This window comes from Dongia mobilis, from assembly GCF_004363235.1.
Taxonomy (GTDB): domain Bacteria; phylum Pseudomonadota; class Alphaproteobacteria; order Dongiales; family Dongiaceae; genus Dongia; species Dongia mobilis.
Genome location: NZ_SNYW01000006.1, coordinates 401,697 through 413,959 on the forward strand (window position 1 = coordinate 401,697; position 12,263 = coordinate 413,959).

The 12,263-nt window shown below is 64.2% G+C and carries 13 protein-coding genes; 10 read left to right on the forward strand and 3 right to left on the reverse strand.

Annotated features, from left to right (window positions below; all coding sequences use genetic code 11):
• The first annotated feature begins 10 nt into the window (after window positions 1-10).
• The gene (locus A8950_RS03450; protein ID WP_133612202.1) at window positions 11-1,282 is read left to right on the forward strand and encodes a M24 family metallopeptidase; all 1,272 of its coding nucleotides are present in this window, start codon (window positions 11-13) and stop codon (window positions 1,280-1,282) included.
• Here the strand turns inward: A8950_RS03450 and A8950_RS03455 are convergent.
• Window positions 1,279-2,646, reverse strand: coding sequence for a hemolysin family protein (locus A8950_RS03455; RefSeq protein ID WP_133612203.1), 1,368 nt, complete (start codon window positions 2,644-2,646; stop codon window positions 1,279-1,281). The two genes, A8950_RS03450 and A8950_RS03455, sit on opposite strands and share 4 nt — an antisense overlap.
• 5 nt (window positions 2,647-2,651) lie before the next feature.
• Window positions 2,652-3,398 (reverse strand): Crp/Fnr family transcriptional regulator, encoded by a 747-nt coding sequence (locus A8950_RS03460; protein WP_133612204.1) that lies wholly within the window; start codon window positions 3,396-3,398, stop codon window positions 2,652-2,654.
• A gap of 119 nt (window positions 3,399-3,517) precedes the next feature.
• Here A8950_RS03460 and A8950_RS19350 point away from each other — a divergent pair, with 119 nt between their 5' ends.
• Window positions 3,518-3,676 (forward strand): hypothetical protein, encoded by a 159-nt coding sequence (locus tag A8950_RS19350; protein ID WP_166644972.1) that lies wholly within the window; start codon window positions 3,518-3,520, stop codon window positions 3,674-3,676.
• Between the two features lie 21 nt (window positions 3,677-3,697).
• Here the strand turns inward: A8950_RS19350 and A8950_RS03465 are convergent, their stop codons facing one another.
• Window positions 3,698-4,579, reverse strand: coding sequence for an HpcH/HpaI aldolase/citrate lyase family protein (locus A8950_RS03465; RefSeq protein ID WP_208109726.1), 882 nt, complete (start codon window positions 4,577-4,579; stop codon window positions 3,698-3,700).
• A gap of 206 nt (window positions 4,580-4,785) precedes the next feature.
• Between A8950_RS03465 and A8950_RS03470 the strand changes: the two genes are divergently transcribed.
• The 8 genes from A8950_RS03470 (at window position 4,786) to A8950_RS03505 (ending at window position 12,254) form a co-directional block, all read left to right on the forward strand.
• The gene (locus A8950_RS03470) at window positions 4,786-5,004 is read left to right on the forward strand and encodes a flagellar hook protein FlgE (RefSeq protein WP_133612206.1); all 219 of its coding nucleotides are present in this window, start codon (window positions 4,786-4,788) and stop codon (window positions 5,002-5,004) included.
• Window positions 5,005-5,040: 36 nt separating this feature from the next.
• Window positions 5,041-5,334 (forward strand): hypothetical protein, encoded by a 294-nt coding sequence (locus A8950_RS03475; RefSeq protein WP_133612207.1) that lies wholly within the window; start codon window positions 5,041-5,043, stop codon window positions 5,332-5,334.
• A gap of 277 nt (window positions 5,335-5,611) precedes the next feature.
• On the forward strand, window positions 5,612-7,240 hold the full coding sequence (locus A8950_RS03480) for a tetratricopeptide repeat protein (RefSeq protein WP_133612208.1): 1,629 nt from the start codon (window positions 5,612-5,614) through the stop codon (window positions 7,238-7,240).
• A gap of 206 nt (window positions 7,241-7,446) precedes the next feature.
• Window positions 7,447-8,616, forward strand: a complete 1,170-nt coding sequence (locus tag A8950_RS03485) for a pyridoxal phosphate-dependent aminotransferase (protein ID WP_133612209.1) — start codon at window positions 7,447-7,449, stop codon at window positions 8,614-8,616.
• A 156-nt stretch (window positions 8,617-8,772) separates the two neighbouring features.
• A complete protein-coding gene (locus A8950_RS03490) occupies window positions 8,773-9,558 on the forward strand; it encodes a transporter substrate-binding domain-containing protein (protein ID WP_208109727.1) in 786 nt (261 codons plus the stop codon).
• Window positions 9,559-9,692: 134 nt separating this feature from the next.
• On the forward strand, window positions 9,693-10,424 hold the full coding sequence (locus A8950_RS03495; protein WP_133612210.1) for an ABC transporter permease: 732 nt from the start codon (window positions 9,693-9,695) through the stop codon (window positions 10,422-10,424).
• Between the two features lies 1 nt (window position 10,425).
• Window positions 10,426-11,208 (forward strand): ABC transporter permease, encoded by a 783-nt coding sequence (locus A8950_RS03500; RefSeq protein WP_133612211.1) that lies wholly within the window; start codon window positions 10,426-10,428, stop codon window positions 11,206-11,208.
• Window positions 11,209-11,216: 8 nt separating this feature from the next.
• On the forward strand, window positions 11,217-12,254 hold the full coding sequence (locus A8950_RS03505) for a DUF2125 domain-containing protein (protein WP_133612212.1): 1,038 nt from the start codon (window positions 11,217-11,219) through the stop codon (window positions 12,252-12,254).
• The last annotated feature ends 9 nt before the right edge of the window (window positions 12,255-12,263 follow it).

Here is a 12,263-nt window from a genome sequence, read left to right on the forward strand (position 1 = left end):
AGAGCAGGGCATGTCGATGGATGGTGCAATGGATGCGCAGGTGTTCAAGGACGAACGCAAGCGCGCCTATCTCAACCCGGAGGGCGCCGATCGTCCGCTCAAAAGCCCGCTTCCGAAATCGACCCTGGTGAAGGCCCGCGGCTACCGCAAGCAGCGCCTGGTCGACCAGGTGGCGGCCCATGACTGCGTCGCCATTCTGCTCTACGACCCGATCAACATCCGCTATGCCCTCGACATCTCCAACATGCAGCTCTGGGCGACGCACAACCCGTTCCACTACGCGCTGGTCTTCGCCGACGGCTATGCCGTCGAATTCGCCTATCGCGGCGCCGAGCACCTGGCTGCCGGACTGGAAACGATCGACGAGGTCAGGCCAGGCAATGCCTGGTTCTACATGTACACGGCCGACCGGCTGCAGGAGCGGGTCGAAGCCTGGGCTGACGAGATCGTTTCGATCCTGCGCGAACGCGGCGGCAAGTCGCTGCGCCTTGCCATCGACAAGCTGGACCCGCCGGGGGCCGAGGCCCTGACGCGCCGCGGCGTCACCATCGTCGAGGGGCAGGCTTTGACCGAGATCGCCCGTTCGGTGAAGAGTGCCGAAGAACTGGACCTCATGCGCTGGACGGTCCGCGTCTGCGAGGCCGGCATGGCGCGGATGTACGAACACTCCCTGCCGGGCAGGACCGAGCAGGAGATCTGGGCAGAGCTGCATTACGAAAACATCCGTTCCGGCGGCGAATGGCTGGAGACGCGCCTGCTTACTGTCGGCGAGCGCACCAATCCCTGGTTCCAGGAATGCTCCGATCACGTTGCCAGGGATGGCGACATGCTGGCCTTCGATACCGACATGATCGGGCCCTACGGCTATTGCGCCGATCTGTCGCGCTCCTGGACCATCGGCCATCGGCGCATGAGCAACGCGCAGCGCGAACTCTATGCCGTGGCATTGGAGCAGATCGAGCACAATCTGGGCCTGCTCAGGGCCGGGCTCAGCTTCGACGAGTTCAACGAGAAATCCTGGCGCATTCCGGAGAAGTACCTCGCCTGCCGCTATTCCGTGGCACTGCATGGCGTCGGCATGGCAGACGAATACCCCACCATTCTCCTGCATCCCGACTGGCGTGCCGCCTACAGAGGCGTTTTCCCGGAGAACATGACGCTCTGCGTCGAAAGCCTGATCGGCCTCGAGGGCCAAGGGGAATGCGTCAAGCTGGAAACCCAGGTCGTCATTACCCGCGACGGCGCCCAGCGTCTCGATAGTTTTCCCTGGGAGTCGGTCTAGAGGCTTTTCCCGGCATCCGGCGCCGCGCCAATGCCAAGGGAATCCTGGTCGGATCCTGTCCCTAGCCGTTCCACCAGGATCTTGTCGATGCGCCGTCCGTCGAGATCGACCACTTCGAGGCGGAAGCCGTTGAAATCAAGGCGTTCGCCCACGCGCGGGAGGTGGCCGAGGCGATGCAGCACCAGGCCGGCGAGGGTGCTGTAATCGGGGTGAATAAAGCCGCTGGCACCCAGCTTGCGCTCGACATCGATGAGGCGTGTGCGGCCGTCGATCAGCCATGAGCTTTCGTCCCGGACGGCGATCGACAGCTCGTCCTGGTCTGGCTCCGCCATCTCGCCGGCGATGACGGCAAAGATGTCGGCCAGCGTCACGATCCCTTCAACGCTGCCATATTCGTCCAGCACGATTGCGAAGCGCATCGGCGCCTGCCGAAACAGCTCCAGCAAGCGCAGGATCGGCGTCGTCTCGTGGAGCGTCAATGCCGGTTTGAGATTGGCGCGGATATCGAGCGGATGACCGGCCGCGATTTGCTGCAGCAATTCTCTGGCCGGTGCGACGCCCAGCACCTCGTCGACGCTGCCCTGGCAAACCACCAGCCGCGAATGGCGGCTGGTCAGGATCTGACTGGTGACGGCATTGAGAGGCGCGTTGATGTCGATCCAGTCGATTTCCGGACGCGGCGTCATGATGCTGCGGATCGGGTAATCGGCGAGATGCAGTACCCCTTCGATCATGTGCCTTTCGGCCTGGGCGAAGACGCCGGTTTCGGTGCCCTCTGCAAGCATCGACTTCACGTCTTCTTCCGTCACCCCGCTTTCCCGTTCGCCACCCTGGCCCAGTAGGGCCAGCACCGCCCTGGTCGATACCCGCAGCAGATAAACCAGCGGCGCGCCGATCTTGGCGATCGCCGCCATCGGCAGGCTGACCCGCATGGCAATCGCTTCGGCGTGACGCAGGGCCAGGCGCTTCGGCACCAGTTCGCCGACGATGAGCGACAGATAGGTGATACCGGCGACGACAAGGCCGAGGGCCACCGGATAGGCGTAGGGCGCCAGCGGCGGCCAGGCTTCAAGCAGCCTGGCGAGCGGCGCCGAAAAAGTGGCACCGGAATAGGCGCCGGCGACGATGCCGACCAGGGTGATGCCGATCTGCACCGTGGCAAGAAACAGCGTCGGATCCTCGGCCAGTTCGATCGCTGTCCTGGCGCCCCTGTTGCCGTGATCGGCGCTGGCCTTCAGGCGGACGCGCCGGGCGGAAACGATGGCCAGTTCCGACATCGCGAAGAAGCCGTTGAGCAGGATCAGCAGCAGGACGACGACGATCTCAAACCAGAGCGAGGTGTCTTCTATCGGGCCCTCGGGCATCTCGCTTAATCACTTTCTTCCTTGGGCCTGCCGCGGGCGGCCAGGGCGCCGCTGTCGCGCACGACGATGCGGCTGCCGCGGGTGGCGATCAGGCCTTCACTGGTGAACTGCTTCAATTGCTTGTTGATGGCCTCGCGGGTAACGCCGAGCAGTTGAGCCAGGGCAGATTGATTGAGCTTCGCGGTGATGACGATACCTTCCGGCGTCGCCTCGCCGTGGCCCATGGCGAGGGCTTCCAGGGTCTTGGCCAGGCGAGTCCCCAGATCGAGGAAGGCGGCGTCCCGTATGCGGTCGGTGTTGTGGCGCAGGCGTTCGCACAGCAGCTCGATGATATGGAGCGCCAGCTTGGCCTCCTGCGCCATCAGATCGAGGAAGGCGGCGCGCGGCACGCTGACCAGTTCCGTGTCCGCCAACGCCGTGGCGCTGGCCGTGCGCGGCAAACCGTCGAGCAAGGCGATCTCGCCAAAGAAGTCGCCAGACTCCATGAGGTTGAGGGTCAGCTCGCGCCCGTCAGGGCCATGCACCCAGATGCGCATCAAACCCTTGGCCATGCCATAGAGCGCGTCCGCCGGCTCGTCCTCCCAGAACAGGGTTTCGCCGACGCCGAGACGACGCGGCTGGGAGAGCCGCGCTATGCGTTCCAGCAGCACGGGGTCGAGGCCCCGAAAGAGAAAGCTCCTTGCCAGCAGCTGCGTTCGGGCCGGCAAGGATGTCACGGCAGCGGCGGATGCGCGCCCATCGGCGGTAGCCAAGGCCCCCTCCTGTGAATGGGTTCACAAGCTAGACGAATTGGCACCCCAGGTTAAGGGCATTCCCGATATCGGGGCCGGCTGGGGCCGGCGCATCGTCTCGGGCCTTGGAGGAGACAATCATGTACAAGTCGATCAACGCATTGAAATGTTTCGTATGTGTTGCCCTGATCGGCATGTCGCTGGGGGCTTGCACCAGCAGCGATCTTGGCGCGCTCGGCAGGGTGCAGAAACTGCAGCAGGTGGCGTGCCACGATGGCGAACGGCCGGGCCGCGGCTGAGCGAGGGTGCCGGGCGGGGTCTCAGGCGGCTGCGGCTTCGCCCATCCTGGAGATGGCGTCATGCAGTGCCAGCAATCGCTCTGCTTCCTCGACATGCAGCTTCTCGACCAGCTTGCCGTTGAGGACGCAGATTCCCTTGCCGGCCGCCCTGGCCTCGGCCCAGGCAGCAACAATGGCGCGTGATTGCTCGACCTCGCTTGCGGTCGGCGCAAAGGCGATATTGGCTGCCTCGATCTGCTTCGGGTGGATGAGGGTCTTGCCGTCGAAGCCGAGATCGCGGCCCTGCTCGCAGGCGGCCAGGAAGCCGGCCTCGTCATTGAGGTCAAGATGCACGCCGTCGAGGGCGTCGAGGCCATAGGCCCGGGCCGCGATGACGATGATGGACAGGGCCGAAATTACGCCGATCCGCCCTGGCGCCGGTCGCGCCCTGAGGTCGCGGCTGAGGTCGGAGGTACCGGCCACCAGACAGGCAAGGCGCGGGCTGGCCCCGGCGATGGCATCCATTCCCATGATGCAGCGCGGCGTCTCTGCCATGATCCAGACGGGCAGGTCCCTTGGCGCCCCGGCGGCATCGAGTGCCGCCACGCAGTCAAGGACCTCTTCCGGCGTCTGGATCTTCGGGAAAAGTATGGCATCAGGGCCAAGTCTCGCCAGGGCGGCAACGTCGTCATGACCCCAGGGCGTATCCAGGCCGTTGACCCTGACGACGATTTCCCGCCGCCCGAAGCCGCCGGTCTTCAGCGCGGCAGCCAGCTGCGTCCTGGCCGTCTCCTTGGCTTCCGGCGCCACCGCATCCTCGAGATCCAGGATCAGGCCATCGACCGGCAGCGTCCGCGCCTTTTCGAGCGCGCGGGCGTTGCTGGCGGGGAGGTAAAGCACGGATCGACGGGGCCGGATCTGCATCGGAATCGCTCTAAATCACTTGGTTAAACTGTGCTGGAAACGACTTTTTATATGAGGGGAATGTCGCCCGCGGACAACCTATACATTCGTCATACCCGGCTGTCGTGTGCAAATTGGCAACCAAATGTTAATCTGCTTTTTTTATGGTATGGATAGGGCAGAAAAGCGGCCCGGATTTCGGCCGTCCGCTGCTGAGGGAGGATCGCGTGGAAATATCGACGCCAAGCGCCATCAACACCGCGGTGGAGGGCCTGCGCAAGGCCCAGAACCAGGTTGAACAGGCGGCCCAGAACATTGCCGAGGGGCCGGTGCAGGCCGAGGATGTCGTTTCCCTGAGCCTGGCTGCGACCAGCTTCAAGGCCAATGCGGCAGTGATTCGCACGGAAAATGAGACCCTGCAGACCCTGCTCGACGTCACCGTCTGAGCCAACCGACCAGATACCCGTACAGGATTTCCGCTCATGGATGTTGCCGCCGCCGGTTTCGCCGCATCACAGATTGCCAGTATCCAGCGGGGCCAGCAGGCCGCCGTCAGCGGCATCAAGGCCCAGCAACAGCAGCAGCAATCCGTGGCCAATCTGCTGACCCAGGCGGTTTCCGCTGCGCGGGAGGCCGCCGGCAGCGCCAGCGTGCAGCAGGCGCCGCAGGCTGCCCCGCAAGCGGCCCCGGCTTCGGGCGGCACCGCAGGGGCCCAGCCCTTGCCGTCAGGCGCCGCGACCGCTCCGCGCGGATCCCTCGTCAATATCATCGCCTGATACCCCATCTCGGCCTGATACCCGGCAAATCCGCCGGCCCGCCGGCAAGATGGGCCGAGACGCCTCGGCGGCATGGCCAGCGGCCCGGCTCATACTTTTCTCGAACCTTACTTGCTCTCCAGGCCTTGCTCTCGGGGCACGATAGGCTGACAGTCAACTAAGCCGGCGCGGTCGATTCGGCCGCAGCCTGGTTCCGTGATCGGTTGCATCGGCAATTTTCGGGGGCATTGTGGCGCCAGAGGAAACCTTCGACTCAGACGGCCGGGGCGACACCCCGGTGGATCCGCATGCGGCCAACCTCGTTGCTGCCGGTGCGGCCCTGGAAGCGGGGCGCGTGGAAGAGGCGAGCCGCATCTGTTCCGCCATCATTGCCGAAGATCCCGCCCACGCGCCCGCCATCCATCTGCTCGGCATTATCACCTATCAGAGCGGTGCCGGCGTGGCGGCCGCGCTGGAACTGGTCGAGCGTGCCATCGCCCTCGACCCGAACCAGTCGAAATTCTACGTCAGCCGCGGCGCCCTACGTTATGCCGAGGACCTGGACCAGGAGGCCGCGGCCGACTTCCATCGGGCGACGCAGCTCAGTCCCGACGACAGCATGGCGTGGAACAATCTCGGCAACGCGCTGCTGCGCCTCAACCAGGTGGAGGATGCCGAACTGGCCTTTCGCCGCGCCCTCGGCCGCCAGCCGGCGCCGGTTTCCGCCATCAACAATCTGGGGGTGGCGCTGAAACGGCGCGGCCAGTTCGACAAGGCGCTGATCTGCTTCCGCGAGGCGATCATCCACGACCCGACCTATGTCGATGCCCATGTCAATCTGGGCGAACTGCTTTACCAGATGGACGACGTGGCGGCCGCCGAGGAATATTTCCGTCGTGCGGTCGAACTCGATCCCGATTGCGCCCCGGCCTATGCCTCTCTCTCCCAGGTGCTGCACGACCAGCACAAGCCGGAAGAGGCGCTCGACATCCTGCGCCAGGGGCTGGGACGCTTTCCCGACGATCCGGACCTGCAATTCGCCCAGCGCCTGCAACTCTCCAGCGTGATCCCGGCCTGGCACCTGCCGATGATCAATGATTCAGAGCGCAACGAGGCCTATTCCGCCGCGCTCCGGCGCAATGTGAGGCCGGACGATCTGGTGCTCGAGATCGGGACCGGCTCCGGTATCGTCGCCATGATGGCGGCGCGTGCGGGTGCCAGGCGTGTCGTCACCTGCGAGGTGCTGCCGGCCATTGCCGAGCTCGCCAAGTCGGTCATCGCCAGGAACGGCTATGACGACCGCATCTCCGTAATCGTCAAGAAGTCAACGCAGCTCAAGCTGGGCGAGGACCTGCCGGAACGCGCCGACCTCTTCGTCTCGGAATTGATCAATGTCGGCCTGCTGGCGCCCGGCATGATCTCGGTCATCCGCCATGCGCGCGAGAATCTGTTGAAGCCGGATGCGCGCATCATTCCGCAGGCTGCGCGGGTTTCCGGCTGCCTGCTGCGCTGCGATCATCTGGCGCGCATCAATCCGGTGCGCGAGATTGCGGGCTTCGACATGTCGCCGATGGATGCGATGCGCTCGCCGGGTTACGCCCAGATCGATCTTGGCGTCGATCCGCACCAACGCCTGTCTGACGAGGTCGAGATTTTCGGTTTTGACTTCCGCACCGACCTTGCCGAGAAGGCAAGCCACCGGGTCGCCTTCCGGGTCACTGACGGCGGCATCTGCCATGGCGTCGCCTTCTGGTTCGACCTGCACATGGATGATGAGATTGTCTATCACTCGGCCAGCAAGACGCGCACCAATCACTGGAAACAGGCGATGCATTTCTTCACGCAACCGGTCGAGGTTGTTGCCGGCCAGGTGCTGACCGTAACGGCCGGCTATGACAACACGCGCATATTCTTCAATCCGGCCTGAGAGTTTCGACCTGAGAGTTTCGGCCTGAGAAATCCCGCCTGAGAAATCCCGCCTGAGAACTCCGACTTGATAAAATCCGGCCCGAATGACCCGGCATGTTTGGGCGAATTCGGGCAATTGCATGACCGCCATGCGCGGCGCGGTGATTGCGCTTGCCGCTGACCTCATTGCAGATTGACCTGCGCCAACCAGCCAGGAAAACGTCGATGACCGCCGCCAGCTTTGCCATCCGCCCCGCCATTGCCGAACTCCAGGATTCGCAGATCGTCGACGTATGGAAAATGGGCTTCAAGGTGCCCAACGTGGTCGGTCTCTGGGTGGGCGAGGGCGACCTGCCGACCGAGAAATTCATCTGCGACGCAGCCGCCGAGGCGCTGGCCGCAGGGCGCACCTTCTATACCTACAAGCGCGGCATCCCGGAACTGCGCCAGGCCCTGGTCGACCAGTATCGCGACCTCTATGGCATCACGGTCGACCCGGAGCGCTTGGCCGTCACCTCGGGCGGCATGAATGCAATGATGCTGATCGTGCAGACCCTGATCGGCGCCGGCGACAACATGGTCTGCGTCTCGCCGGTCTGGCCCAACATCTATCGTGCCGTCGAGATCATGGGCGGGGAAGCGCGCCAGGTGCCGATGCAGGGGCGCGGTGACGGCTGGCATCTCGATCTCGACCGCCTGTTCGAAGCCTGCGACCCGCGCACCCGCGCCATCTATGTCGCCAGCCCGGGCAACCCGACCGGCTGGATCATGCCGGAAGAGCAGCGCCTGGCCGTGCTGAATTTCTGCCGCCGCAGGAATCTGGCGCTGGTCGCCGACGAGGTCTACAACCGCCTTGTCTACAACCGGCCCGTGGCGCCGACCTTCCTCGAGATCGCGGGGCCGGATGACCCCCTCTTCGTGGTCAACAGTTTTTCCAAGACCTGGGCGATGACCGGTTGGCGGATCGGCTGGATGGTCATGCCGCAACCCGCCGTTCCGGTGCTCGACCGGCTGATCGAGTTCAACACCTCCGGCGGGCAACCTTTCCTGCAGGCGGCAGCCGTAAAGGCGGTACGCGAGGGCGAGGAATGGGTGAAATGGATGGTGGCGCGCTGCAAGAGCGGCCGCGATCTCGTGCTAGATCGTCTTGCCGGCATGAACCGCGTCAACGTAATTCCAGCCGACGCCTCGTTCTATCTGATGCTGCAGGTCGCCGATATGGGCGACCCGCTGGAATTCTGCAAGCGCCTGGTGGTGGACGGCCGCGTCGGCCTTGCCCCCGGCACGGCCTTCGGCGCGGGGGGCGAGGGGTATCTCAGGCTCTGCTATGCCCAATCGAATGATCGCCTGGCCGAGGCCATGGACCGGTTCGAGGCCTTCCTGCGGAAAAGTTAACCGGCTTCACGGCGATTTGTCGGAAACCCAGCCAGAGGCCGCTACCCAAGCGTAAAATTCCTGTGCTAGGCTCGCCGCAGCCGATCGAACCGGCGCAAGAACGGTCGACGGGCTCAGCGCAACTTTTGACCCGAATAACCAAACCAGGGAAAGATCATGAAGAAAACGATTCTGGGAAGTATCGTCGCCGGCACCGTCATGGCCGTGACGGCCTTCACCGTGCAGGCACAGGACACCGTCCGCATGGGCTTCGCTGCCGAGCCCTATCCGCCCTTCGCCTCGCCGGATTCCGCCGGTAACTGGGTGGGCTGGGAAGTCGAGCTGATGGAGGCCGTTTGCGCCGAAATGAAGGCCAATTGCGAACTTGTGCCGGTGGCCTGGGACGGCATCATTCCGGCCCTGCTCGAGAAGAAGATCGACGTGATCTGGGCCTCGATGTCGATCACCGACGAGCGCAAGCAGCAGATATCCTTCACCGACAAGTACTACAACACGCCGGCCCATTTCATTGGCCCGAAGAGCAGCGACATCAAGCCGGATCCGGCCAATCCCGACAGTGTTGCCGGCAAGATCATCGGTGTGCAGACCTCGACGATCCACGCCAACTATGCCGAAAAGGCGTTCGGCGGCGCCGCCGAGATCAAGCTCTATGACACCCAGGACAACGCCAATGCCGACCTCGTCGCCGGCGGTGTCGATCTGGTGCTGGCCGATTCGATCGCGCTCGACGCGTTCATGAAGTCGGATCAGGGCAAGGACATGGAAGTGAAGCTGGTCGCACCGGATGATCCCATCTTCGGTGAAGGTGTCGGCGGCGGCCTGCGCAAGGAGGACAACGAATTGCGCGAGCGCATCAATGCCGCCATCAAGGCGGTGCGCGAGAACGGCAAGTATGACGAGATCTCGAAGAAGTATTTCGACTTCGATATCTATGGCGGCTGATCCAGTCGGTTGATCAAGCCGTGACGGGTTGAACGGATGCTGCCCGGGCTTGCGCCCGGGCAGCATTTGCCATTTCATGGGCATAGAACAAGGCGGGCGCCAAGCCCCGGAAACAGGAAGAGGGCCGCTGGGGCATGGGGGCTGACCAATCCTACGCCGTATTGATGAGTTGGGGCGATCGGGGCTGGCTGGACGAGTTCGTTTGGGGGCTGCTCTTTACCCTTGAACTTGCAATCGGCGGCTATCTGGTCGGATTTGCGCTTGGTCTGCTGGGCGCCGGTGCCAAGCTCAGCGGGCGCAAATGGCTGGTCCGGGTGGGCGATTCCTACACGACCATCGTGCGCGCGGTGCCTGAACTCATCCTGCTGCTGCTCATCTACTACACCGGCACCAGCACGCTCAAAGCCGTGCTCGTCGGGCTCGGCCTCGCCGGCGAGGATCTGGAAATCAGCGCCCCGGCGGCGGCCATCGCGGCCCTTGGCTTTATTGCCGGTGCCTACATCACCGAGGTTCTGCGCGGTGCCATCCTGGCGGTGCCGAAGGGACAGCTCGAGGCGGCACGGGCCTATGGCATGCCATTCCTGCTTCGTTTCCGCCGCATCCTGTTCCCGCAGATGCTGCGCTACGCGACGGCTGGCCTCGGCAATATCTGGCTGAACGTCACCAAGGAGAGCGCATTGGTCGCGGTGCTGGGTGCCGCGCCCGAATTGTTGACCGCCGGCAAGACTGCGGCCGGCGCCACCAAGATGTTCTTCTTTTTCTACTCGGTCACGGCGGGCTTCTTCCTGCTGCTGACGGTGACCTCGATGATCGGGCTCTATTTCCTCGAGCGACGGCTCAACCGTGGCGTCCGGAGGGCTGTCTGAGATGCAGTTCGATCCGATCTACATGCTGACCGAGGTCATCCCGCAATTGCTCTGGGGCAAGACCTTCTGGTCGACGCCGATCGTCATCACGCTGACGCTCACCATTCTCTCCTGCGTCATCGGCAATCTGCTGGCGCTGCCGGTGGCGGTGGCGCGCGTCTCGCCCAACCCGCTGCTCTGGATGCCGGCCTATCTCTATATCCTGGTGATGCGCGGGACGCCGCTGCTGGTTCAGTTCTTCCTGATCTATTACGGCGTGCGGGCCGCCATCATGGGCCTCCCCGGCATGCGCGAGACCTGGTTGTTTCCCTATTTGCGCGATGCCTATTGGTGGGCAGTCTTCGCCCTCAGCATCAATACCGCGGGCTACACGGCCGAGATCCTGCGCGGCGCCATCCAGGCTGTCCCCTATGGCGAGATCGAGGCCGGCAAGGCCTTCGGCATGAACAAGATGCAAATCTTCTGGCGCATCACCCTGCCGCGCGCCATCCGCATCTGCCTCCCCACCATGACCGGCGAAACGATCCTGCTGCTGAAGGCGACGGTGCTCGCCTCCACCATCACCGTCTACGAGATTCTCGGCTGGGCCAACTACATCAAGCAGCAGACCTTCCGCGTCTACGACACGCTGATCGCGGCAGCGCTGCTCTATGTCATCCTGGTCTTCATCCTGACCCGCATCCTCTATTGGCTCGAGCGGCGCCTCAACCGGGACCGCCTGCAACCGCCACCGGGTGCGGGGAGGCCCGACCCGGCACTGGCCGGGGCCACCGGCCCGGCCTGATTGCCGTCGTGAAGCGCCGCCGCAAGCTCCTGGTCGCTGCCCTTGTCCTCCTGGTTCTGCTCGCTGGTGGCTATGTCGCCTATTGGCGTTACATGGCCGGGGTACTGGAACAAGGCATTGCCGACTGGGCGGAAAACGAGCGTGCCACGGGCCGCGACGTCGTGTTCGATGACGCGGCCATAGCCGGATTTCCCTTCGCCTTCCGCCGCGATTTCGCCAATGTCTTGTTGCGCCAACCGGTGGCCGACGGAATCTGGTCGGTATCGACAGCCACTGTCACCGCCACCATGCGCCCGTGGCAGTGGCGGGTAATCGAATTCCAGGCGACGGCGCCCGTGACGGCGACCTTGTCGGTGCCGGGCAAACCCCCTGAAACCGTCAGCCTCGCCGAGGCCAAGGGTCAGGTGATGCTGTTGGCCGATGGTCGCCTGGAGCGCATCGCCATTCAGGCCGGCGGTGTTTCACTGGTCAGCGATGCACAGATCTACACCGCGCAACGGGCGAATCTCGCAGCGACGTTCCCGCCACTCATGGCGCGCGCCCATACTGACCCGCTGCTGGGCGTCGAGATGGACCTTGCCGGCATAACCTTGCCGGAGGGGATGCGGGCGCTGACTGCAGAGCCGATCGCTTCCCTGGGACTGGCAGCGACGATCCTCGGGCCGGTACCGCTGGACCTGCCGCCGCGTCAGGCGATCGCGCGCTGGGCGGAGAATGGCGGCACGCTGGAATTGACGCGTTTTGCTTTCGTCCAGGCACCGCTCGATCTCGCCGGCGAGGGCACGCTGGCGCTGGATCGCAACCTGCAGGTGCTGGGCGCACTTACCATCCGCGCCGCGGGCCTGCCGGAAACCATCGACCTCCTCGCGGCTGAGGGCCTCATTTCAGGTCCAGCCGTCGCTACCGGGCGCATGATGGCCGAGAATCTGGCCAAACCTGACGACAAGGGCCGCCGCGTCGCCAGTGCGGCCCTGAGCCTGCAGCAGGGCTTCATCTGGCTGGGGCCCATTCGCCTCGCCCCCTTGCCGGTCTTCACCTGGCAATAATGGAAAGGG